Here is a 24,077-nt window from a genome sequence, read left to right on the forward strand (position 1 = left end):
TGAGATTTTACAAGGCAAACATGCAAGACAAAAATGTTATCAATGTCAATTTAGTTGAGGAGATGAAGACGTCATTTCGTGACTATGCAATGTCAGTTATCGTTGCACGGGCACTTCCTGATGTACGTGATGGTTTAAAACCCGTTCACCGTCGTATTCTCTACGGAATGAATGAACTTGGAAATACTCCAGATAAACCACATAAAAAATCAGCACGTATTGTCGGTGAAGTTATGGGTAAATATCACCCACACGGAGACAGTTCAATCTATGAAGCAATGGTACGTATGGCTCAATGGTGGTCTTATCGTCATATGCTTGCTGACGGACACGGTAACTTTGGTTCAATGGACGGAGACGGTGCCGCAGCGATGCGCTATACCGAAGCTCGTTTAAGTAAAATTGCCATGGAAATGTTGCGCGATATCAACAAAAATACCGTTGATTTCATGGACAATTTCGATGGTACTGAACGTGAACCGCTCGTTTTACCTGCTCGTTTTCCAAACCTTTTAGTTAATGGAACCACAGGGATTGCCGTTGGGATGGCAACAAACATTCCACCACATAATCTGGGTGAAACAATTGATGCAGTAGATATGCTCATGGAAAATCCAGAAGCTTCAGTTACTGATTTAATGTCTGTGATTCCTGGACCTGACTTCCCAACAGGGGCTTTGGTTATGGGTAAATCTGGTATTCGCCGTGCTTATGAAACTGGTAAAGGTTCAATTACATTACGTGCAAAAACCCACATTGAAGAAATGGCTGGTGGAAAAGAACGTATCGTTGTGACTGAATTACCTTATATGGTCAATAAAGCGCGTTTGGTTGAACATATTGTTCGTTTAAACCATGAAAAACGAATTGAAGGATTGACTGCGGTTCGTGATGAATCCAACCGTGAAGGAATTCGCGTGGTTATCGAAGTTCGTCGTGACTTATCAGCACACGTTATCTTAAATAATCTGTTCAAACTAACAAGTTTGCAAACTTCATTTGGTTTCAATATGTTGGCGATTGAAAAAGGAATTCCTAAAATTCTTTCTTTGAAAGAAATCTTAGTTGATTATATTGAACATCAAATAGAAGTTGTTGAACGTCGTACAGCCTTTGATAAAGCACGTGCAGAAGCACGCGCACATATCTTGGAAGGTTTACGTATCGCTCTTGACAATATTGACCGTATCATTACAATTATCCGTGAATCACAAACGGATGCCATTGCACAAAAAACAATGATGGATGAATTCCTCCTCTCTGAAAAACAATCGCAAGCTATTCTTGATATGCGTTTGCGTCGTTTGACCGGATTGGAACGTGATAAAATTGAGGCAGAATATCAAGATTTAGTCGCTTTGATTGCTGACTTAGCCGATATTTTGGCAAAACCTGAACGTGTTAAGAAAATTATTCGTGAAGAATTAGAAGAAGTTAAACGTAAATTTGCTGACAAACGTCGAACAGAATTGTTAGTTGGTGAAGTTCTTACTCTTGAAGATGAAGATTTGATTGAGGAAGAAGATGTATTGATTACTTTATCAAATAAAGGATATATCAAACGTCTAGCTAATGACGAATTCCGTGCCCAAAATCGTGGTGGACGTGGTGTTCAAGGAATGGGAATGTCTGATGATGACTTTGTTCAACATTTGGTATCTACATCAACACATGATCATTTACTCTTCTTTACAAATCTTGGACGTGTTTACCGAATGAAAGGATATGAAATTCCTGAATACGGTCGGACAGCAAAAGGATTGCCAATTGTCAATCTCCTTAAGCTTGATGACGGTGAAAAAATTGCAACAATCATCAATGTTGACCGTGACCAAGCGGCGAAATATCTCTTCTTCACAACACGTAATGGAATTGTTAAACGAACTTCAACCAGTCAATTTAGCAATATTCGGACAAATGGTTTGAAGGCTTTGAAACTCCGAGATGGTGACGAACTGATTAATGTGCTTAGAACTTCGGGTGAAGATGAGGTGATTATCGGAACTCATTTGGGATACTCAGTTCGCTTTAAAGGTGCAGTTGTTCGTGATATGGGACGTGCAGCAGCCGGTGTTAAAGGGGTTAACCTCAGAGAAGGCGACTATGTTGTCGGAACTTCACGAATTGATGATAGTCAAGAAGTTCTTGTCATCTCAGAAAATGGTCTTGGTAAACGAACTCAGGCTTCGGAATATCCAACAAAAGGCCGTGGTGGTAAAGGGATGAAAGTCATGAATGTCACAGAAAGAACTGGTAAATTAGCTGGTTTAACTGCTGTCAATGGTGACGAAGATTTGATGGTTATTACAGATACAGGGGTTATTATCCGTACAAATGTGGCTAACATTTCTCAAACTGGTCGAGCTGCCCAAGGGGTTAAAGTAATGCGACTTGATGATGAAGCACAAATTGTAACCTTTGCACTTGTAGATCCAGTCATTGAAGATGAAGAAGTTGATGCGCCAGAACTTACTGATGAAACAATTTCTACTGACAATAACGAAGGATAATTGAAAAGAAAGTCTGCCAGTTACTGACAGACTTTCTGACTGAATAAGTTGGTGCTGACAGGTCTGTCAGTAAAAATTAGAGAATGAAAAAAATAATAATTTGGGTTCTAGCAGCACTTAGTTTAATCAGCTTAAGTGCTTGCGCTAATGGAAAATCTAGTCAAAAAGATAATCGTAATTTATTAACGTCACCAATTAATAAAGACGTGACGACAATGGGAACTTACATTAAAGTCACTGTTTATGACAAAGGAAAAGAAGCTGCAGTAGAAAAGGCTCTAAAACTTCCTGTTGAATACAATAATTTAACAACCGTTAATCAATCAGGTTCACAAATTGATGAGATTAACCAAAATGCAGGAATTAAACCTATCAAGGTGAATTCAAATGTATATGAATTAGTTAAAGCTGGTTATAACTATTCAGCTAAAGATTTAGGTTATGATATTACAATTGGTTCACTGACAAGTCTTTGGAACATTGGAATGGATAACGCTAGAAAGCCTGCTCAATCAGAAATTGATCAAGTTTTGCCTTTAATTAATTATCATGACATAAAATTTGATGATAAAAATGAAACAATTTATCTGACACAAAAAGGCGCTCGTTTGGACTTGGGTTCCATTGTCAAAGGGTTTGTTGCCATGAAAATGGTTGATTCACTCAAAAAAGATGGTGTTACCACAGGGATTGTCAACTTGGGTTCTAGTTCGATTTATGTGATTGGTCATTCACCGAGAGGTGCTGACAGTCCGTGGACAATCGGAATTAAGAATCCAAATGATCCAACTGGGACTCAAATGGGGATTATTAAAGCTTTTAATGAGCACGTCAATACTTCAGGAATTTACGAGAGATATTTAGAAGTTGATGGGCATAAATACAGTCATATTTTAAATCCTAAGACAGGCTATCCTTTTGAGAATGATATTGCCAGTATCACCTTGTTAATTTCAGGAAAAGATAAGACCAATGGTGATGGTTTGTCAACAATGATATACGCTATGGGAACTAAAAAAGGTTACGAATACGTTGAAAAGTTGAAAAACGTTGAGGCTGTATTTGTTGATAAAGATAATAAGGTTTATATCACACCTGGACTGAAAGACAAATTTCAGCTTTCAGATAAAAAAACATTTGAAGTTGGTAATATTACAAACCTAAAATAATTGTTTAAATCTTGCTATACGCAAGATTTTTTTGTAAAACAATTAAAACTTTTGACTCAGAACTTAAAGCATGATACAATGAATAAAAAGAGTACACAAAAAGACAAGGTGGGTAAAATGGCAGAGCGTAAAAAAACTAAAAGAGGAAAATATAACTGGCTGTTAAATACGTTTATTGTTCTTCTATTTATAGTAGGGTTAGTCTTAATTTTTAATAAGCCAATTCGTAACATGTTGATTGCAACAAATAGTAATAAATATCAACTTCATAATGTTTCACAAGAAAAGATAGAAAAAAACAAAAAAGCTGATGTGAGTTTTGATTTTGCTGCGGTAAAATCAGTAGATTTTCAATCAGTCCTTACCAACCAGTTTAATAGTCAACCTCTACCTGTAATTGGTGGTATTGCAATTCCCGAATTAAATATCAATCTTCCTATCTTTAAAGGGGTTGGAAATACTTCACTTTTATATGGAGCGGGAACAATGAAAGCTGACGAAGTCATGGGTGAAGGTAACTATAGTTTGGCTGGTCATAATATGACTGGATTTACTTCTGACTTATCTATCTTATTCACTCCGTTAGAGAAAGCAAAAGCAGGAATGACAATTTATGTGACTGATAAAGATAATATTTATCAGTATAAAATTGATAAGATTGATGTAGTGACGCCAGAACATGTTGAAGTAATCAATGATAGTCCAGGTAAAAAAGAAATCACTTTAGTAACCTGTGCTGATGCTGAGGCAACTCATCGAATCATTGTACATGGAACTTTTGTAGATAAGACATCTTACGATAAAGCAACTGATACCATGAAAAATGCATTTGAAACCAAATATAATCAAATTAAAAATTTCTGATTTAAGAAATCTAAATCAAAAAGTTCCGTGAAACTCACGGGACTTTTTTTATTTCAAAGTAATTGATTAAAAATGAGAATAGGAGTATAATTCTATTGTAAAATAAAGTAAAAAAAGTAATTTAAATAACATATTGTGAATGAAGATATATTTTACAAAATTATAGTTCAAATCGTAAAAGCAAATGCAACAGTCATCATAAATTAAACAAAAAGGGAAAAACAAAATGAATGAAGAATTATATAATTTTTTACTGGGAAAAATATTTTATTTTTGTCAATTGCCAAGCTATACAAAATGGGGAATCTGGTCATTTGAACCTGACGGTAAGATAAAAGGAATGCATAGTGACTTTGAACAAACATGGAAAATTGAAAATGGGCGGCTATTAATTTTAGATAGTCAAGGGCACGTCACTTGTATTTTTGAAGGTCAGATAGAAAAAATGCAAAAAAGTCATTTGCTTCGTCCAGGAATGGAACATTTTCAAGTTGCTTTGATTGCTACTGATTTAATCGGTTATGATTATTTTGATAGCCTTTGCCCGATTGAAAATGATTTAGTTGCAGCATGTATGGAAACAGGGTCAGTGGCAAATGAAAAACTACGTCAGCTTCTTTTAGAAGATAAAACCATTGACGGTTATTATGCCGGTCGGGCTTATGCTGTTAAGAGAAAAGATTTAGAAATTGGATTAAAGCAATATAAAGGAGTTTTTTATGATTTAGAGCTTTCGCAAAACCAGCCTGATTTTTTTACTAAAAAACTTTTGGTTTGGTTCCCAGGACTATTGAGCTACAATCACGGGAATGCTCGGGAAAACTTCTTTCCTAATCCTTTTGAAGGAATTACAGGCTCTATTGCTAAAAATACAGTGGTATTAAGAATTGCCGATAGTAATTTAATTAATGGTTCTTATTATCTCAACACTCCCAATTTTAGAGATTATGAACAAAATATTCAGGAATTAATCGCAAAAACAGCCGAAGAAGAAGGGATACTTAGGGAGAATATACTATGTGCCGGTTCTTCCCGCGGGGGTATGGGTGCACTTTACCATGGATTACTTGGAAATTATGCACTTGTATCAATGGATCCTGTCGTAGATCGTAGTCCCTGGTTGCAATCTGCTGATGTTCAATTAATGTTTGATTGTATTCCTGTTTCATTCGTAGATAAGCTCAATCAATTATTGGAAAAAACAAATTTATCAGCTGAAAAAATACAAGTAATAACAAGCCCTCAAGTTCCGATTACTTATCCATTTATTATTCAATTAAAAACTTGGAAGTTAGCACTTAAAACTTATCGTATGAAGTTGGCAGATGAACAATTTGATTATCAGCCCTATGGTGGGAAAATGCATGGAGATTTTGTAAATCGTAATATCCCCCTGCTCTTGATGAAAATTAATGAATTTCTTTATGGATGCGATTCAATAGAGAATACGATAGATGAAAAAACCTTGTAAATAATCAAGGTTTTTGATTATCCTCCAAATATAAAAATGGATGAAAAATTATTGAAAAAATGATATGATAACGACATATATTAATTATTTTTGGATAAAAGTTATTTGATAGAAGGAAGTTATGAAAAATAAAAAATCAGCTAAAGTTAAGCAAGATAAGGTAAAACAAAGATTAAAACGAGTAAAACCATGGCAGGATAAGTCTGCAAAACTTCTCGGGCATTTATTACAATTTGCCTCAATTTATGCTTTAATAGTTGGGATTGTCGGCTGGTTGATGCCTCCTGTTCAAAAACTATTATCTGGTTTCCTCTATCTTTTTGCCCTTCCTACCGATTTTAGTATTTTTAATGCAATTGTTCTATTTATTTTAGCAAGCTCAATTCGACACCGGAGAAGATTGGCACTTTGGATAGAAATTATCTATTTCCAATTAGCTTTTGTTGCATTTGGTCTTATTTTCTTATTGGCCTATTTCTTTGGACTTGTGACCAAAGAAGCACTTGACATGTCACAATTTTCTATCTTCTCACTTTTATTTGTTATTCTGGGAGTAGTTGTTTCTCTTGCGACAGCTGTATTAATGATTTTATCTCGAAATGCCTTCCCAACAAAAATTGTGAATGGCACTTGGTGGAAAGGTATAATTATTGCGGCTGTAGGATTTGTCTGCTCTATTATTGGCGGAGTAATCGTTTCATTTTTAACTTTCCATGGTTCTGTATCCTTAGCTCAAAGAATTGCTTACGTTTTTAGAGAATCTGTCAGTGATTTCCGTTACCTTCTTCCTTTTGGTCAGGAAATTTTCCCGTACAGCTCTGGAAATAATATTTGGGTCAGTACTACGATTTCAGTCATAATGCTTCTTGGTTTTATCAGCGCATTTCTCATATTCACGCGCTCTACTCAAAAAGAACTTTCGGCAAATGCAAAACAAGAACTAGCAATCCGTCAGCTAATTCTAGATTATGGAGATAATGACTCGCTTGCTTACTTTGCGACTCGCAGAGATAAGAAAGCTATCTTTTCTAAAAATAAAAAAGCTGCCATCACTTATCATCTTTTTGGAGATGTTTTGTTAGCCAGCGGCGACCCAATCGGAGATGAAAAATCATGGAAAAGTGCGGGAGAAGCATTTCTCAACCTTGCACGAGCACAGGGCTGGACACCAGGCGTTATTGGCTCCTCTGAAGCAGGAGCAAAAATGTACGCTCAATTAGGGCTGAACGCAACTGTATTCGGGGATGAAGCGGTCGTTATCGTTCGTGACTTTTCTATTGAAAATCCAGCCATGCATGATGTTGCACAAGTTATGCGTCGTGCAAAAAGAGAAAACTATCAAGTCAAGATTCGTCGCCAGGCTGAAATTCCTGCTACAGAACTTAGTGATTTAACCAAATTAACAGAACAATGGCGAAATGGTGATGAACGTGGTTATTCAATGGCTTCAAGTCGATTTGGTGATCCAACAGACCAACAAATAATGATTGTAACAGCATCCGATGCTGCTGGAAAAGTTCAAGGAATTTTATCCTTTGTTCCGGTGGGGTCAGATAAACTGTCGCTTGATACGATGAGACGTTCTCCTGAGGCAATGAATGGAGCTGTCACTTTCATGATTAGCAGTTTGATAGAAGCAGCTAAAGAAAAAGAGATAAGCGAAATTAGTTTAAACTTTGCAGCAGCACGGCAATTCTTCATTAACGGAGAAACATTGCAAGCCAATGCCTTAGATAAAGCGGCACGAACTGTAATGAAATTCTTTTCGCGTTGGTACCAATTGGAATCACTTTATCGTTCAAATGATATTTACTTGCCAGAATGGCGAACTCGTTATATTTGTTATGATAATGGCGGTTCTCTTACTTCAGTTCTTTTTGCAATTGGCCAAGCTGAAGGATTTGTTCCGACGAATATCTTTTCTAAAATTAAAAGTTTCTTTTCACGAGATTATGACCCTAGAACAGAAAATCGCTGGTGGAAAAAATCAGATTTCATCAAAAAGGTTCATCGACTTGAAGAAAATAAACGATTGGAATTATTGAATGAAGCTGGTCATGATGACAGTTATCTAAAAAAATTAAATGATCTTAGAGAAAATGGCATTCCACCATTTAGTCTTCCCGATAGCGAAACTGAATCAGTAGAAACCCTTAGAAATAAATTTGAATCAGTTGATGAATTTGATGAAAAAGAATATAGCATTCATGGGAAGTTAATTAGTTTGCGTGGCCGAGGCGCAATGCAATTTGCAGATTTGGCAGATAATCAAGCAAAAATTCAATTGGTTATAAAACGTGACACTCTTAATGAATATGCTGAATTAGAAAATCGTTTAGAAAATTTTGCAATATGGAAAAAAGATGTGACCGTTGGTGATAGAGTACTTGTTAAAGGAACGCTGATGCGCACGCAAACAGGTGAATTGAGTCTACGGGTTAACTCATGGAAAATGCTTTCTAAAACACTAAGAGAACTGACAGATATCGAAAAAATAGACCATACAAAATTTATTGAACGGACAGAATATTTATCAAGAATTAGAAGAGATTTGCTATCAAACAGATTTGTTGAAGTAGATAAGCAGGATTATTTGGCATTGGCTGCGGGATATGATAAGGTATTTTCTATTCAGAATTCAAAAGTAACAGTTTTATGGGCTTATCAATCAATTGAATCCTTAAAGAACCTTCTTAGTAATCTACTTGAAGATGAAGTTCTAATGGATTTATCAGAAGTTTTTCCAGACCCTGAAGCTAATGAAGATGCTTTGCCAGAGTTAAAAAGAGCGCTCAGTTATGGTTTGCCTGCTTTTGCAATGGCAGAGTTCTATTTACCAACTGAAGCAGCTGATTTAGGAGTAGATTCAGAAAATGAAAAAAAGTAATTACTTAATCATTATTGCTATTTGTGCTGCCTTATTGTACAATGCTTGGATTCTTGCATTTTGGTTAAATCCAACTGTAGTTAACTCAAGTCTTTTGAGTGGACTTTCTGCACTTGATCAACCTTATCATCAATTATTCACCTTAACAGATATTCTTTTCGCTTGTTTTTCTTTGATACTTGCGTGGGGACTTTTTAAACAAAATGAAAGAGAAGACAAACGTCTTCTCATAATTTTTCTTTCGATTGCGGGATTTGGTGCAGCAACAGGCTTAGCTACACTTTTTCCTTATGCTGATATTGCTCACAGTGAGGGAATTCCTAATCCTCTTAAAGCACCTGAACTCTTTTTACATGACGGATTAAGTGTTTTAGCCTTATTATTTATTCTTACAGGAGTGATTTTTTCACTTTTAGTTTATCGAAATAAATTTGTTTTCCTTTTGGCCATTGCTTTTGTAATTACAACTTTGCTTTCTTTCATTGCGGGTGCAATTCCTCAGTTAGTAGGCCCTCTTGGTCAGCAGATTAATGGTGTGCTTGGTGGTATATGGATAGTCTTTATTTGTTGGAGAGTTCTGAACGGCACTTCAAAAGAAGTTCGTAAGGAGAACTGACCGTACGCATAGGTGATAATTTAAGGAGTAGTCTAGCAGAAATAAAGCCAAAAAAAGCCGCAAATAGATGACCCATATCCCAAATACTATGTTCAACGAATAACGGAAGTAAGATAAATAGTCCTAAAATTATAAGTCCAATATAAAACATTCGTTTTCTCATTATAAGAATGGCAGCAGCGCAACCAGCAACTAAAATATATGAAACACCAACATCAGTTGCCATTGCTAAAGAACTGGGAGCACGTCCGCTATTTATTGCCCAAAGTTCAAGAAAAATAGTAGTGAGACTGGCTAAAATATGACCAGACAATGTGATGACAATCATTCTTGGTGAACCATATTTTCGTTCTGCCCAAGAAATAACGGTCCAAAAAAGGACAACATAAATGAGGAGACCTGCTCCGTTATCCGCAACCCAAAAAGCACTATCAAAAAAAGTAGAGATTGGTTTATCAGAAACTCTGGCTATACTTGTTGAAGAATGGTTCGTTAGAATGTTAATTAAGTGTTGCGGTGCAGTTCTTTGAACTAGCGTAAAAGCGCAAAAAATGGCGGTATAGGTAAATGTTGCAGGGGCTGACTGAAGCCATTTTGAAAGAAAATGAGTATAGACAGATAATTTTCGAACCTCATCGTGAATTTTACGAGAAAAATGAGCTAAAAATTTTAAAAAATACCAAGTACAACATAAAATTAATACAGTTGATAAAAAAATCATAATTTATTCCTTTTCTTTTTATTATACCATTAAAGCTTATGGAGGGGTTAGCATATTTATTAGGCTTAGACCATAAAAATAGAAGATTATAAGAGGCTCGCATTAAGTGATTTACTTATGATATAATTAATAATGATTTGCAGCTAGGAGAATAAAATGAATCCACTATTACAAGGAATGAACGAAAAACAAGCAGAAGCGGTCCAAACTACAGAAGGGCCTTTATTGATTATGGCAGGAGCTGGTTCGGGTAAGACTCGTGTCTTAACTCATCGAATTGCTTACTTAATTGATGAAAAAATGGTTAATCCTTGGAATATTTTAGCGATTACCTTTACAAATAAAGCAGCAAAAGAAATGCGGGAGCGTGCTTTATCACTTACTCCAAGAGCACAAGATACATTAATTGCGACCTTTCACTCAATGTGTGTAAGAATTTTGAGACGTGATGCTGACCATATTGGTTATAATCGTAATTTTACAATTATAGATCCAGGGGACCAAAAATCGTTGATGAAACGAATTTTGAAAGAAGCTAATTTAGATCCTAAAAAATGGGAACCCAAAGGGCTTTTAAATGCGATTTCAAATGCTAAAAATGATTTATTAGATGAATCAGCTTATGAAGCTCAAACAAGCGCTAGACATCCATATGAAATGGTTGTTGCGCGTGTTTATAAGATTTACCAAAAAGAATTACGAAAAGCAGAATCAATGGATTTTGACGATTTAATCATGCAGACGTTGCGCCTTTTTGATGAAAACCCAGATGTCCTTTCTTACTATCAAGGAAAATTTCAATATATTCATGTTGATGAGTATCAAGATACCAACCATGCACAATATCAGTTGGTTAAACTTTTAGCCAGTCGTTTTCAAAATATCTGTGTCGTTGGGGATGCTGACCAATCAATCTATGGTTGGCGCGGAGCAGATATGCAAAATATCTTAGACTTTGAAAAAGATTATCCAAAAGCTAAAGTTGTTTTGCTTGAAGAAAATTACCGCTCAACAAAAACAATTCTTGATGCGGCAAACAATGTTATAAAAAATAATTTAAAACGTCGACCAAAAGAACTCTGGACGCAAAATGATGCTGGAGATAAGATTGTTTATTTCCGCGCTGGAAATGAACAAGAAGAAGCAAATAAGGTTTCTGAAATTATCACATCAGGCATTCGTTCCGGACGTTCTTACGCTGACTATGCTGTGCTTTATCGGACTAATGCTCAGTCTCGGACAATTGAAGATTCTTTTGTTAAATCGAATATTCCCTATACAATGGTTGCGGGAACTAAATTCTACTCACGTAAGGAAATTCGTGATGTTATTGCTTACTTAAATGTAGTAGCAAATCCAGCAGATAATATGAGTTTTGAACGAATTGTTAATGAACCTAAACGAGGAGTCGGTCCGGGGGCATTAGAAAAATTACGTCGTTTTGCTGACAGTCGTGGACTTTCTTTAGCAGATTCAAGTTTTGATATTATGTTATCCGATATTCGTGGAAAAGCGGCTGGTGAGATTTACAATTTGGCAATGGCCTTTGATTTGTTGAGAACCCATAGTGAAAGTTCAACAATCACAGAATTAGTTGAAGAAATGTTAGAGCGTACTGGCTATGTCAAAGCTTTGCAAATGATGCCAAGTATCGAAAATCAAGCACGAATTGAAAATATTGAAGAATTCTTGTCAGTAACTAAAGGGTTTGATGAAAAATCAGAAATTCCTCTAGATGAAGAAACGGGAGAGCCAATTGTTGAAACTGGCTTAGATAAGTTGAGCCGTTTCCTTAACGAAGTTAGTTTGCTTTCTGAAACCGATGCTTATGAGGAAGAATCTGACCAAGTAACAATGATGACCCTGCATGCGGCAAAAGGTTTGGAATTTCCAATTGTTTTCTTAATTGGAATGGAAGAAAACATTTTTCCTTTATCACGGGTAAATGAAGATATTGATGAGTTGGAAGAAGAACGTCGTTTGGCTTATGTTGGAATTACACGGGCAGAAGAAACGCTCTACTTAATGAATGCCAATCAACGTGTGCTTTATGGTAAAACGAATTATAATCGTCCCAGCCGTTTTATTTCGGAAATTGATGATGAATTACTAGAATATGCTGGTATTGCTCGTAAAGCAAATTCAAGCTTCAATGCTTCTTATAAATCTGGTGGTTTTGCCAGTGGGATATCGATGTCAGATGCGCTTCATCAAAGAAAAGCAGTCATTAATCCAACTGCAGCTCAAGCGACGATTAATAATTCTGAAACAGAAGATTGGCAAATTGGCGATACAGCGATTCACCGTAAATGGGGCGAAGGTATGGTATTAGGGATTTCTGGTTCTGGTAAAAATATGGAACTCAAGATTAATTTCCCAGAAGTCGGAATGAAACGTTTATTAGCAGCAATGGCTCCAATTGAGAAAAAATAGAAAAAGTAGTGAAAAAATAATGACTTATCATGAGTTAGAACAAGTCGAATTGACAAATATGTGTGCCATTATTGACGAAAAAAATCATAAAGTTCTTGTTCAAGAGCGTAAAAAATCATGGACTGGAATTGCTTTTCCCGGAGGACATCTGGAAAAAGGTGAGGCTCTTGTTCCGTCAACAATAAGAGAGATTAAAGAAGAAACTGGACTTGATATCATAAATTTAAAACTTTGTGGAGTTAAGGATTGGTTTGAACCTGAGAAGAACAGAAGATATATGGTTTTTCTTTATTCAACAACAGAATTCTCTGGTCAATTAATTAATGAAACAGATGAAGGAAAAGTTTTCTGGCAAGATATTAATCAATTAGCGAATTTGAATCTTGCAAGTAGCTTTCTTGAAATGGCAGACATGATGCTTCACTCAACTTACTCAGAATTTGTTTATGAGATTGATGGAGAGCATTGGGAAAAGAAATTTTATTGATTTTGCATAATAACTATTATGTAAAGTGGGTGGATTGAGGTAGGAAATGACTGAATTAAGAAGATGTAATTGGTGTTTGTCAACTGATAAAATGATTCATTATCATGATACTTATTGGGGAGTCCCTTTACATAATGATCAGGAACTTTTTGCAAAATTGGTCCTTGATTTAAATCAAGCAGGGCTTTCTTGGGCAACAATATTAAATAAACAAGAAAATTTTTATGAAGCTTTTGATAATTTTGAAATTGAAAAAATAGCAGTATATGACGAGAATAAAGAACAAGAACTTTTACAAAATGCGGGAATTATCAGAAATAAATTAAAGGTTAAAGCGGCGATTGTTAATGCTCAAAAAGTTTTAGAAATTCAAAAAGAATTTGGCTCCTTTAATAAGTACATCTGGTCATTTACTGACGGAAAAGTTTTACAGCATCAAGTTAATGATGAGTCAGAAATTCCAGCAACAAATGAACTTTCTGACAAAATGAGTAAAGATATGAAGAAACGCGGTTTTAAATTTACAGGTTCAACGGTTATCTATGCTTTCTTGCAAGCTGTAGGAGTGATTAATGACCACGCAGATTATTGTTATAGACAAGCAAAATTAATGGATTGAAGCGCTTTCTTGTGGTAAACTGGTTATAGTATTAAAGCTGTAATTACTATAAAATTTTATCAGAAAAGGAGCTTATTATGGCTAATATTCACCCTTATCTTACTTTTAATAATACGAAGGAAGCATTAGATTATTATAAAGATGTTCTTGGAGCGACAAATATTTCACGACTGCCTCTGGCTGAAGAACAAGCTGAACAATTTGGGGTTCCAATCGAGAAGGCTTCCGATTTAACAATGCACTCTCAATTTGACATTCTAGGTTCAACCATTATGGCTGCGGACAATTTTATGAAAGTTGATCCTCTTGTTTATGATTCCATTTCAATTTTAATTGATTTAGATTCGGAAGACGAACAAGCGGTCTCACAAGCAGATGCTTTTTGGAACAAGGCTGTTGAATCGGGGACAGTCACTGTTAATTTACCTTTTGAAAATCAATTCTGGGGTGGGAAAATGGGTGATTTTACTGACAAGTACGGAGTGCGTTGGATGCTACATGCTCAGCCTTATTCTAAGTTACAATCGAACTCATAAATCTTTATAAGTAAAAATGGAAAGTACTGACGATTCTGTCAGTACTTTTTGTGATTTATTCTGAAAATATTTTTAATGACAGCTAAAAATTTTATAGATATTTGGAAAGTTGCTAAAAATTTGTTATAATAACTATGTGAATTTTAACACAAAAGGAGTAATTTATGAAAATTTGGACTAAACTAGGCTTACTAACGCTTGTGGGCCTCTCTTTGACTTCTTGTGGGAGTAATACAAAGAATACAAAAGGACAATCAAGTTCGTCTCAGAAAGTTGAAACCTCGGCTGGTGCAAGTAAATCAAACATCTATGCTGATCCTTCTACTTTAAGTGATAAATACGATGTGATTATTGTTGGTTCTGGTGGGGCTGGAATGACTGCAGCAATTGAAGCAAAAGATGCTGGAATGAATCCAGTCATTTTAGAAAAAATGCCAATTGCTGGTGGAAATACTTCAAAAGCCTCAGCTGGTTTGAACGCATCAGAAACATCAGTCGAAAAAGCACAAGGTGTCGCTGATTCAAATGATAAATTTTATGAAGAAACGCTCAAAGGTGGTGGTGGTACGAATGACAAGGCACTCCTTCGTTATTTTGTTGACCACTCGGCTGGTGCTGTTGATTGGTTAAATACAAATGGAATTGTTTTAGATAATTTAACTACGACAGGGGGAATGTCAGTTTCAAGAACTCACCGACCACATGATGGTTCAGCAGTTGGTGGTTATTTGGTAAAAGGTCTTGAAGAAAATATTACCAAACGAAATATTCCCTTATTTGTAAATAGTGATGTTACCAAAATTACTGAAAAAGATGGTAAAGTATCTGGAGTTAAAGTTAAGATTGAGGGTGAAACTAAAGATATTTCTTCTAAAGCAGTCGTTGTTACAACAGGTGGATTCGGTGCAAATAAGAAAATGATTGCAAAATATCGTCCTGACCTTAAAGATTATGTGACAACAAATGCGGCTGGTTCAACTGGTGACGGAATTACTATGATTTCAGAACTTGGTGGGGAATTAGTTGATATGGATAAAATTCAAATTCATCCAACTGTATTCCAAAAAACAGGTTATCTTGTTTCAGAATCAATTCGTGGTGAAGGGGCGATTCTTGTAAATCAAAAAGGGAAACGTTTCTTTAATGAAATGGATACTCGTGATAAAGTTTCTGCTGCTGAACTTAAACAACCAGGAAAATATTCTTATGTTATTTTTGGAGAAGGAACTAAAGATAAAGTAAAAGCAGTTGAACAGTATATGTCTAAAGATATGGTCGTTGAAGCTGACGGTATCAAGGGACTTGCTGACAAGCTCGACATTAATGAAAAAGTACTGACTTCAACAATTGATGGTTGGAACAAAGCTGTATCAACTAAAAAAGATGAAGACTTTGGTCGTACAACAGGAATGACTACTGAAATATCAGGTAAGTATTATGCCATTAAAGTGGCTCCAGGAATTCACCATACAATGGCTGGGGTAAAAATTAATACAAATACTCAAGTCTTGAAAAAAGATGGTAGTCCAATTCAAGGATTATATGCTGCCGGAGAAGTTACAGGTGGTCTCCATGGTGGTAACCGCATTGGTGGTAACGCTGTTGCTGATATTGTTATCTTTGGACGACAAGCTGGAACTCAATCTGCGGCCTATGCTAAAACAAGCAATTAATATTTACTTATAAGTAGTTATTAAGAATAAAAGTTACTGACGGAGTATTTGTCAGTAACTTTTTGTATTATTAAGATTGATTAAAGGTAAATTCTTTGAAATAGATAAGAAAATTAAGTATAATTTAATTATGAAAAAGTATTTTTCAAGCTTTATTAAGGAGGCTTTTTATGGCAAAACATTCAAAAGCGAGTTCAAAAAACAGCAAAAAAGTAATTGCAATTGCTAGTTTGGCAGTCATTTTAGTAGTTGCTCTCGGAATCATTGCTTATCAAGTTTTTTATCCTCATAAAACTCCTGATAAGTCAGCCTCTTTTGCACAAACAAGCTCGACAAAAGTAAGTAAGAGCACAAGTAGTAAATCACAAAGCTCTAGTACAACGAGTGATTCAACTCAAGAATCAACTTCCGCTTCAAGTAGTTCAAAGACTTCGGCATCTTCAAGTAATGACTCTCCAAAAAGCTGGTCAACTCTAACTGGAAAGCAGCAAGATGCAGTTTATGCCCAATGGGTTAATAATGCTCAAGGCAAATTTGATATTTATACTGGAGAATCTTACTTAACTTATCTTGTTAATGTAGGTTCAAATGGCGTATCCACGTATTCTGACCCTGTCAATGTTATACAAAATACAGCACGTATTCAACAAAATGCTGATGGAACCTATTATTTACAAGTTCCTGATCCAACGCAGACAGGTTTAAGAATGGCACAGGATCCATGGCCAATGGTTCAATGGCAAACTAAAGAAACACTGACAGGTGCGCAACTTGTAGCTAAATATGGTTCGGATGCTTCGCTAAATAGTGGTAGTTCACAAATCAAATCAATAAACGCCACAAAAGTTCCAACGGGAAATTAAGTATAATAAAAGATTGACTTTGATCAATCTTTTTTAGTCAGAGAAATTATTGACATTCTGTCAGTAATTTTTTTATGGAAAGAACCAATCATAAAGACTGTAAGTGATTTTTTAGTCAAAAAATGCTATAATTTTCAGGATGAATGAAAATTTAAATGGCATTTTAAATGTCTATAAAGAAGCGGGCTGGACATCTTTTGATGTTGTTGCCAAACTTCGTGGTATTTTAAAAACAAAAAAAATTGGACATGGTGGAACTTTAGACCCTTCTGTGACAGGCGTTTTACCAGTGGCCGTTGGAAAATCGACGCGGTTATTAGAATACATGGAAGCGGCAGGTAAAATTTACGAAGGTGAAGTTACTATTGGTTTTTCAACGGAAACCGAAGATGCTGACGGGGAAATTGTTAGTAAAACGCCAGTAGAACGGGAGCTGACAGAGTCTGAAATTGACTCAGTAATGAAAAATTTTATTGGAAAAATAAAGCAAATTCCTCCAATGTATTCAGCCGTAAAAATTAACGGAAAAAAATTGTATGAATATGCCAGAGCTGGTCAGACAGTTGACCGTCCGGCAAGAGAGATTACAATCAAATCATTTGTCAGAACAAGTTCCGTGATGACTGATGAAGCGGCAGGTTTGGTAAGCTTTTCTTTCAAAGTTGAGTGCAGCAAAGGAACCTATGTCCGAACATTAGCAGTAGATTTAGCAGAGCAACTTGGTTACGCAGGACATATGTCAAAATTGCAAAGAACAGCAAGTAATGGACTGATGATTAAAGATGCCGTCAAACTCTCAGATATTGAAGTAGCAATGGAGGCAGGAGAGCTTTCTAGCTTAATGTACCCAGCAGAATATGCTGTCAGTGATTTGCCAAGAGTAAATTTGACTGCTGATCAGTTTGAAATGGCACGAGTTGGAAAAAAATTTGCTGAGGATGATTGGGTTACAGATGAAACTACTGACAGCCCTGTCATTAAGTCTAATAAAAGTGAATTTTTACTGACAGACTTGTCAGAACTGACAAGAGATAAATTTGCAGCCTTTTATGATGATAAATTAATTGCTGTTTACATGAAACATCCAGAAAAAGCAGGAATTTGGAAACCAAATAAAGTATTGGTTTAATTCTTAGCAATATGAGCCAAAGTGAGAAAAATGGAAATATTAGAATTTAATGATGAACTAAAATTTGATGAAGAACTTATCCTTGTCCTCGGTTATTTTGATGGATTACACCGAGGACATCAAAGTCTTTTTACAGAAGCTAAAAAAATTGCGGCGGTATTGAATTTAAAAATAGCTGTTTTTACCTTTCCGGAAAAACCAACATTAACCTTCAACAAATTTGAGCCTGAAATGCTTTTGAAATTAACTTCAGATGAAAAACGAGCAGAGCTCTTTGCTGAAAATGGGGTAGATTACCTTGTATTTAAAGATTTCACTTCTAATTTTGCTCATCAAACTTCAACTGAATTCGCAGAAAGTGTCGTCAAAAGATTTAATCCCAAAGTGGTGATTACAGGATTTGATTATACGACAGGTTCTGATATGAAAAATCTCAAGTCAACGGAAGACTACCGTGTGGTCATCATGCCGGAAAAAGCGGATGAACATGGAAAAATTTCATCGACACGTATTAGAAAAGCAGTTGAAGAAGGTGATATTGCACAAGCAAATGAACTTTTAGGTTATTCTTATGAAACAAGAGGCCTTGTTGTTCATGGTTTTGCCCGCGGAAGACAACTGGGCTATCCAACAGCAAATCTAGTAATTAAAGATTACGTTCATTTGCCAGCTGTTGGAGTTTATACCTGTGATGTCATTTTTGCTGGAGAACGTCATCGTGGCTTTGCTTCAATTGGATATAATGATACTTTTAACGGGACTGAAAAAACAGTTGAAGTTCATATTTTTGATTTTAATGGAGAAATTTATGGTGAGAAATTGACTGTTTTATGGCTAGATAAAATTCGTGATATGATTAAATTTGATGGGATAGATCAATTAATTAAACAAATGAAAGAAGACGAGCAAATTGCTCGTGATTTCAAAGCGTAAATAAACTGTAAGTAAATTGGGAAAAGAGATTTGGAAAGGGAGTAGAAAAACAACGTGAGTCAAAATGACATCCGCTGTTTTTTTATTATGAAAAGAGATGAAAATTAATAACAAAAAAGTTGTAATTGTTGGAGCTGGAGCCGTCGGGAGTACTTATGCTCATAACTTAGTTGTTGATGATTTAGCAGATGAAATTGCAATAATAAATACCAACAAAAGTAAAGCTTCAGCCAACAGTTTAGACTTGCTTCATGCGCTTCCTTATCTAAACGCAGCTCCTAAAAACATTTATGCTGCTGATTATTCAGATGTTTCTGATGCAGATATTGTTGTTTTGTCTGCCAATGCTCCATCAGCAACTTTCGGAAAAAATCCAGATCGCCTACAGTTATTAGAAAATAATGTCGAAATGATTCGTGATATAACTCGTAAAACAATGGATGCAGGTTTTGATGGTATTTTCTTGGTCGCATCAAATCCAGTTGATGTCCTTGCCCAAGTTGTTGCAGAAGTATCTGGCTTGCCTAAACATCGTGTGATAGGAACAGGAACGCTTTTAGAAACTAGTCGGATGCGCCAGATCGTTGCTGAAAAACTCCAAATTAATCCTAAAAGTATTCATGGATATGTTTTAGCTGAGCATGGGAAATCAAGTTTTGCCGCTTGGTCAAACGTGACAGTCGGTGCGATTCCATTAACAACGTGGCTCAAAAAATATCCTAATCCAGAGTTTCCAACCTTCGATGAAATTGATCAAGAAATTCGTGAAGTAGGTTTGGATATCTTTATGCAAAAGGGAAATACCTCTTACGGAATTGCTGCTTCATTAGCTCGTTTGACAAGAGCAATTTTTAGAAATGAAAGCGTGATTCTGCCAGTTTCTGCCTATTTGACAGGAGAGTATGGCCAGTCCGATTTATATACAGGAAGTCCTGCAATTATTGATAGAACAGGTGTTCGAGCGGTCCTAGAGTTAGAATTAACTCAAGAAGAGCAAGAAAAATTTAAAGCTTCAACGGTTCTTCTTAAAGAGAATTTTGATTCAATTAAAGAAAAATGTACTTTGTAAATATAATAAAAAGAATAAAGAAATTTATTCTTTTTATTATACAAAACAATGAAATAATATTTCAAAATAAAAAAAGATTAAATTGATACTTGAAATAATAATTCTTTTAGGTTATAATGAATACGTTATCAAGAAATAATATTTCGGAAGGATAAAAAATGTACGGTTATTCAATTTTTATGAATAGGGACTTGAATGAAAAGGACTATTTATATATTGACAAGATGACTAATCATGGTTTTAAAGGGATTTTCACATCGATGCATATTCCCGAGGATGAAGCAAGTCTATATAAAAAAAGGCTAAGAGACTTAGGAACAGCTGCTAAAAAGAATCATTTGAAACTTATGGTTGATATTTCAGGTCAAGCTTTAGAAAAAGCTGGATTTTCTATTGATAGAGTAGAAGAACTTCAAGAACTTGGAGTAACTGGTCTCAGAATGGATTATCATATCAGCAATGAGACAATTGCGCAAGTCAGTCAAAAAATGACAGTCAGTCTAAATGCCAGTACGATTAGGCAAGAAGATATTGACGAGTTAAAAGAATACAAGGCAAACTTTAATCAGCTTGAAGCCTGGCACAACTATTACCCAAGACCAGAAACAGGCCTTTCTCGGGAGAGCTTTCTTAGAAAAAATGAATTTTTGAAAAGAAATTCATTTAAAGTTATGGCCTTTATTCCGGGAGATGATTCTCTACGCCATCCTTTATATGAAGGATTACCAACCCTTGAAGCGCACCGCTATCAACATCCACTCTCTTCTTTACTTGATATGGAATCTATAAATATAGATCATATTTATGTTGGGGATGGAGGATTAAAAGCAAGAACAGCTTGGCAGATTAACCAATATCTTCAAAAGAGGGAACTTGTATTGCAAGCAACCCAAGCAACAAGTGATTTTGCTAAAGTTCTCGGTGAGCATGAAAATAGACAAGATGATGCTAGAGATGTGATCCGCAGCGCTCAGGCCCGCTTCAATGAAATTTCTGAAATAAATCCAGAAAATACAATTGAGAGAAAAAAAGGCTCAATTACTATTGATAATTGTGAATATGGTCGTTATATGGGCGAAATTCAAATTACTAAAAGGAATTTGCCAGCAGATAAAAAAGTAAATGTTGTGGGAAATATTATTAAAGAAGATTTAGAACTTATTTCTTTTATTGGCCCAGGACAAAAATTTAAAATAGAAAAAGAGAAAAATAATGATTGATTTATCAACACTAACAACAGAACGACGAAATGACGAAACTTTTAACCTTGACCAAATGACTGTCGCAGAAGCGCTTATTAAAATGAATAATGAAGATAAAAAAGTTGCTTTTGCAGTTGAAGAAGCACTTCCAAATATTGAACCAGTTATTTCATCAGCGATTGAAGCTTTTAACAAAGGTGGCCGTTTGATTTATATGGGTGCTGGAACAAGTGGTCGTTTAGGTGTACTTGATGCCGCTGAATGTGTCCCAACCTTTGGCGTACCAGCTACCCAAGTGATTGGTTTAATTGCCGGTGGTGACAAAGCAATGACGGTTGCTGTCGAAGGGGCTGAGGATAGTCTTGAACTTGGAAGACAAGATTTGATTGATTTGAAGTTGAATGAGAACGACCTTGTTTTAGGAATCGCTGCCAGTGGTCGGACTCCATATGTAATTGGAGCTTTAGATTACGCTAAAGAAATTGGTGCTAAAACGGCAAGCCTTTCTTGTAATCTTAATGCTGAAATTTCAAAACATGCCGAATTTCCAATTGAAGTTGATTGTGGACCAGAATTTTTAACAGGCTCAACAAGATTAAAATCGGGAACAGCTCAAAAATTAATTTTGAATATGATTTCAACAATTTCAATGATTGGGATTGGTAAAGTTTATAATAACTTGATGGTGGATGTTAAACCAACAAATGAAAAATTAGTTGAGCGTAGTAAACGCATCATTATGCAAGCGACAGATTGTACTTATGAAGAAGCCGAAGAAAAATTCATTGAAGCCGATCAAGATGTTAAACTTGCAATTGTCATGTTATTAACTGATTGTGCAGCAGAAGAAGGAAAAACCAAGCTTGTTAGAGCAAATGGTTTTGTGAAAAATACTCTGAATTAAGAATTTACCTTATAAGGTAGGAGAAGGAGCAAAAATGGCAGAAGAAAAAATAGCTCGTATTGCACGAGAGATTTATGAAAATGTTGGTGGAACACAAAATGTAAAAAAATTGATTCATTGCATGACTCGTGTTCGGATGACCATTATTGATGATTCAAAAGTTAACTTAGCTGGTTTAAAGGCAATTGATGGAGTGATGGGTGTCGTTGAAGATGAAACACTACAAGTTGTCATCGGACCTGGAACTGTAAATAAAGTTGCTCAAGCAATGGTTGAGACAGTTGGGGTAAGGTTAGGAGAAACTTTCCCAAGTGTTGAAGGTCAATCAATTGATGATTTAATGGCAAAAACAAAATCGGAAGCTAAAGAAAAGTATAATAAGCCTTCAAAATTTAAAGCGGTTCTTAATACGATTTCTAAAATATTCGTTCCATTGATTCCTGCTTTTGTTGGTGCCGGTTTGATTGGTGGGCTGGCCTCTGTTTTAGGAAACTTAGTCACTGCTGGTACCTTAGATGCCGCAACATGGACCCAGTTTATTACCGTCTTAAAAATTATTCAATCTGGAATATTTTCTTACTTAGCCATCTATGTCGGAATTAATTCAGCTCAAGAATTTGGAGCGACACCTTCGCTTGGTGGTGTTATCGGTGCGGTTTCCTTGCTCACAGGAATGAACCCAGAAGCACCATTGAAAAATATCTTTAATGGAAGTGCACTTTCGGCAGGACAAGGTGGAATTATTGGCGTAATTTTCGCTGTTTGGTTACTATCGATTTTAGAAAAACAACTACGTAAATTTATTCCTGACTCAATTGATATTATTGTGACACCAACCATTGGTTTATTGGTCATTGGTTTTGCGGAGATTTTTGCCATTATGCCGGTAGCGGGAGTTATTTCTTCAAGTTTAGTCGGGGCAATTAACTTTATTCTTCAAGTTGGTGGTGGTTTCTCTGGCTTTGTTTTGGGTGTACTTTTCTTACCAATGGTTATGTTTGGTTTACACCAAATCTTAACCCCTATTCATTTAGAAATGATTGCTAAAACGGGCTCAACACAATTATTGCCAATCCTTGCAATGGCTGGAGCTGGTCAAGTTGGTGCTGCGATTGCGCTTTGGCTTCGTTTGAGAAAAGATAAAGAATTTGTCGAACTTGTTAAAGGTGCTCTTCCAGTAGGAATTTTAGGAATTGGAGAACCTTTAATTTATGGGATTACCCTACCACTTGGTCGTCCATTCATCACTGCCTGTATCGGTGGGGGGATTGGTGGTGCAATCATCGGTTCATTAGGTCAAGCTGGAGCCATTGCTATTGGCCCTTCAGGCCTTGCCCTCCTTCCACTTATTGCTAATGGCAAATGGTGGGTTTATCTTCTTGGACTATTGGGTGCTTATATTGGTGGATTTATTGCTACTTATCTCTTTGGTATTCCTAAAGATGCAAAAGAAAAAGCAGATAATTATGGAAAATCAGTCCAAATGGAAACTATTCAACCTACTTTACGTGTTGTGACAACTCCAGAATTTTCTAGTTCAACAATTGCATCACCACTTGAGGGGAATGTGAAAGAACTTTCTACAATTGAGGATGAAGTTTTCTCAAGCGGAATGTTGGGTAAAGGAGTAGCCATTGAACCAGATAATGGAGATGTCGTTTCGCCCGTCAATGGACTTGTTACTACAGTTTTTCCAACTAAGCACGCGATTGGTTTGACTAGTGATGACGGTGTTGAAATTCTAATTCATATTGGAATGGATACTGTTGGCTTAAATGGTGAAGCTTTTGAAAGTTTCGTTAAGCAAAATGATCGTGTCAAAAAAGGAGATTTACTGGTAAGAGCAGATCTTTCAAAAATAAAAGCAGCAGGTTTATCTATAATTACACCTGTGGTTATCACAAATTCTGATACTTATCGAGAAATTATTATCAGTCATGGTGGGAAAATAAGTAAAGGTCAAGAGATTATAACAGTAAAAGCATAAAAGT

19 protein-coding genes are annotated in these 24,077 nt (G+C 35.8%); 18 read left to right on the forward strand and 1 reads right to left on the reverse strand.

Going from position 1 to position 24,077, the window contains the following annotated elements; translation table 11 throughout:
• The first annotated feature begins 20 nt into the window (after positions 1-20).
• From gyrA to IAE52_RS01085, 6 genes are all read left to right on the forward strand, one after another.
• Entirely contained in the window at positions 21-2,510 is a 2,490-nt protein-coding gene (gene gyrA / locus IAE52_RS01060) for a DNA gyrase subunit A (protein ID WP_109990850.1), read from the forward strand.
• 83 nt (positions 2,511-2,593) lie between these two features.
• Positions 2,594-3,679 carry an FAD:protein FMN transferase gene (locus tag IAE52_RS01065; protein WP_109990851.1) on the forward strand — a complete coding sequence of 362 codons (1,086 nt, stop codon included), beginning with the start codon at positions 2,594-2,596 and terminating at the stop codon, positions 3,677-3,679.
• Positions 3,680-3,796: 117 nt separating this feature from the next.
• Positions 3,797-4,543, forward strand: a complete 747-nt coding sequence (locus IAE52_RS01070; protein WP_012897725.1) for a class A sortase — start codon at positions 3,797-3,799, stop codon at positions 4,541-4,543.
• Positions 4,544-4,769: 226 nt separating this feature from the next.
• The gene (locus IAE52_RS01075) at positions 4,770-6,014 is read left to right on the forward strand and encodes an XcbB/CpsF family capsular polysaccharide biosynthesis protein (RefSeq protein WP_058219982.1); all 1,245 of its coding nucleotides are present in this window, start codon (positions 4,770-4,772) and stop codon (positions 6,012-6,014) included.
• Between the two features lie 121 nt (positions 6,015-6,135).
• On the forward strand, positions 6,136-8,901 hold the full coding sequence (locus IAE52_RS01080) for a phosphatidylglycerol lysyltransferase domain-containing protein (RefSeq protein ID WP_058223047.1): 2,766 nt from the start codon (positions 6,136-6,138) through the stop codon (positions 8,899-8,901).
• The gene (locus IAE52_RS01085; RefSeq protein ID WP_033899454.1) at positions 8,888-9,517 is read left to right on the forward strand and encodes a DUF998 domain-containing protein; all 630 of its coding nucleotides are present in this window, start codon (positions 8,888-8,890) and stop codon (positions 9,515-9,517) included. Before IAE52_RS01080 ends, IAE52_RS01085 begins: the two co-directional genes overlap by 14 nt.
• On the opposite strand, the gene IAE52_RS01090 is transcribed toward IAE52_RS01085, so the two are convergent.
• Positions 9,462-10,238, reverse strand: coding sequence for a rhomboid-like protein (locus tag IAE52_RS01090; protein WP_109990852.1), 777 nt, complete (start codon positions 10,236-10,238; stop codon positions 9,462-9,464). The two genes, IAE52_RS01085 and IAE52_RS01090, sit on opposite strands and share 56 nt — an antisense overlap.
• Before the next feature lie 156 nt (positions 10,239-10,394).
• Here IAE52_RS01090 and pcrA point away from each other — a divergent pair, with 156 nt between their 5' ends.
• From pcrA to IAE52_RS01150, 12 genes are all read left to right on the forward strand, one after another.
• Positions 10,395-12,671 (forward strand): DNA helicase PcrA, encoded by a 2,277-nt coding sequence (gene pcrA, locus IAE52_RS01095; protein ID WP_003132060.1) that lies wholly within the window; start codon positions 10,395-10,397, stop codon positions 12,669-12,671.
• Between the two features lie 19 nt (positions 12,672-12,690).
• Positions 12,691-13,158, forward strand: a complete 468-nt coding sequence (locus IAE52_RS01100; RefSeq protein WP_058206792.1) for an 8-oxo-dGTP diphosphatase — start codon at positions 12,691-12,693, stop codon at positions 13,156-13,158.
• 46 nt (positions 13,159-13,204) lie between these two features.
• A complete protein-coding gene (locus IAE52_RS01105; protein ID WP_109990853.1) occupies positions 13,205-13,777 on the forward strand; it encodes a DNA-3-methyladenine glycosylase I in 573 nt (190 codons plus the stop codon).
• A gap of 77 nt (positions 13,778-13,854) precedes the next feature.
• On the forward strand, positions 13,855-14,313 hold the full coding sequence (locus IAE52_RS01110) for a VOC family protein (protein ID WP_017864437.1): 459 nt from the start codon (positions 13,855-13,857) through the stop codon (positions 14,311-14,313).
• 164 nt (positions 14,314-14,477) lie between these two features.
• Complete coding sequence (locus IAE52_RS01115) at positions 14,478-15,986, forward strand: flavocytochrome c (protein ID WP_109990854.1); 1,509 nt, start codon at positions 14,478-14,480, stop codon at positions 15,984-15,986.
• 170 nt (positions 15,987-16,156) lie between these two features.
• Complete coding sequence (locus IAE52_RS01120; protein ID WP_033899461.1) at positions 16,157-16,849, forward strand: hypothetical protein; 693 nt, start codon at positions 16,157-16,159, stop codon at positions 16,847-16,849.
• 139 nt (positions 16,850-16,988) lie between these two features.
• Entirely contained in the window at positions 16,989-17,978 is a 990-nt protein-coding gene (truB, locus tag IAE52_RS01125; protein ID WP_109990855.1) for a tRNA pseudouridine(55) synthase TruB, read from the forward strand.
• A 30-nt stretch (positions 17,979-18,008) separates the two neighbouring features.
• Entirely contained in the window at positions 18,009-18,911 is a 903-nt protein-coding gene (locus tag IAE52_RS01130) for a bifunctional riboflavin kinase/FAD synthetase (protein WP_012897735.1), read from the forward strand.
• A gap of 97 nt (positions 18,912-19,008) precedes the next feature.
• A complete protein-coding gene (locus IAE52_RS01135; protein ID WP_109990856.1) occupies positions 19,009-19,980 on the forward strand; it encodes an L-lactate dehydrogenase in 972 nt (323 codons plus the stop codon).
• Between the two features lie 158 nt (positions 19,981-20,138).
• The gene (locus IAE52_RS01140) at positions 20,139-21,200 is read left to right on the forward strand and encodes a DUF871 domain-containing protein (protein ID WP_109990857.1); all 1,062 of its coding nucleotides are present in this window, start codon (positions 20,139-20,141) and stop codon (positions 21,198-21,200) included.
• Positions 21,193-22,086, forward strand: a complete 894-nt coding sequence (murQ, locus tag IAE52_RS01145) for an N-acetylmuramic acid 6-phosphate etherase (RefSeq protein WP_058204489.1) — start codon at positions 21,193-21,195, stop codon at positions 22,084-22,086. Before IAE52_RS01140 ends, murQ begins: the two co-directional genes overlap by 8 nt.
• A 34-nt stretch (positions 22,087-22,120) precedes the next feature.
• Entirely contained in the window at positions 22,121-24,073 is a 1,953-nt protein-coding gene (locus tag IAE52_RS01150) for a glucose PTS transporter subunit IIA (RefSeq protein ID WP_200136628.1), read from the forward strand.
• Positions 24,074-24,077: the final 4 nt, after the last annotated feature.

The sequence above is a fragment of the Lactococcus sp. S47 genome (assembly GCF_016517475.1).
Taxonomy (GTDB): Bacteria; Bacillota; Bacilli; order Lactobacillales; family Streptococcaceae; genus Lactococcus; species Lactococcus lactis.

Coding starts and splice junctions, on each gene's coding strand:
- gyrA (WP_109990850.1), top strand. CDS start 21: ATGCAAGACAAAAATGTTATCAATGTCAATTTAGTTGAGGAGATGAAG.
- IAE52_RS01065 (WP_109990851.1), top strand. CDS start 2,594: ATGAAAAAAATAATAATTTGGGTTCTAGCAGCACTTAGTTTAATCAGC.
- IAE52_RS01070 (WP_012897725.1), top strand. CDS start 3,797: ATGGCAGAGCGTAAAAAAACTAAAAGAGGAAAATATAACTGGCTGTTA.
- IAE52_RS01075 (WP_058219982.1), top strand. CDS start 4,770: ATGAATGAAGAATTATATAATTTTTTACTGGGAAAAATATTTTATTTT.
- IAE52_RS01080 (WP_058223047.1), top strand. CDS start 6,136: ATGAAAAATAAAAAATCAGCTAAAGTTAAGCAAGATAAGGTAAAACAA.
- IAE52_RS01085 (WP_033899454.1), top strand. CDS start 8,888: ATGAAAAAAAGTAATTACTTAATCATTATTGCTATTTGTGCTGCCTTA.
- IAE52_RS01090 (WP_109990852.1), bottom strand. CDS start 10,238: ATGATTTTTTTATCAACTGTATTAATTTTATGTTGTACTTGGTATTTT.
- pcrA (WP_003132060.1), top strand. CDS start 10,395: ATGAATCCACTATTACAAGGAATGAACGAAAAACAAGCAGAAGCGGTC.
- IAE52_RS01100 (WP_058206792.1), top strand. CDS start 12,691: ATGACTTATCATGAGTTAGAACAAGTCGAATTGACAAATATGTGTGCC.
- IAE52_RS01105 (WP_109990853.1), top strand. CDS start 13,205: ATGACTGAATTAAGAAGATGTAATTGGTGTTTGTCAACTGATAAAATG.
- IAE52_RS01110 (WP_017864437.1), top strand. CDS start 13,855: ATGGCTAATATTCACCCTTATCTTACTTTTAATAATACGAAGGAAGCA.
- IAE52_RS01115 (WP_109990854.1), top strand. CDS start 14,478: ATGAAAATTTGGACTAAACTAGGCTTACTAACGCTTGTGGGCCTCTCT.
- IAE52_RS01120 (WP_033899461.1), top strand. CDS start 16,157: ATGGCAAAACATTCAAAAGCGAGTTCAAAAAACAGCAAAAAAGTAATT.
- truB (WP_109990855.1), top strand. CDS start 16,989: ATGAATGAAAATTTAAATGGCATTTTAAATGTCTATAAAGAAGCGGGC.
- IAE52_RS01130 (WP_012897735.1), top strand. CDS start 18,009: ATGGAAATATTAGAATTTAATGATGAACTAAAATTTGATGAAGAACTT.
- IAE52_RS01135 (WP_109990856.1), top strand. CDS start 19,009: ATGAAAATTAATAACAAAAAAGTTGTAATTGTTGGAGCTGGAGCCGTC.
- IAE52_RS01140 (WP_109990857.1), top strand. CDS start 20,139: ATGTACGGTTATTCAATTTTTATGAATAGGGACTTGAATGAAAAGGAC.
- murQ (WP_058204489.1), top strand. CDS start 21,193: ATGATTGATTTATCAACACTAACAACAGAACGACGAAATGACGAAACT.
- IAE52_RS01150 (WP_200136628.1), top strand. CDS start 22,121: ATGGCAGAAGAAAAAATAGCTCGTATTGCACGAGAGATTTATGAAAAT.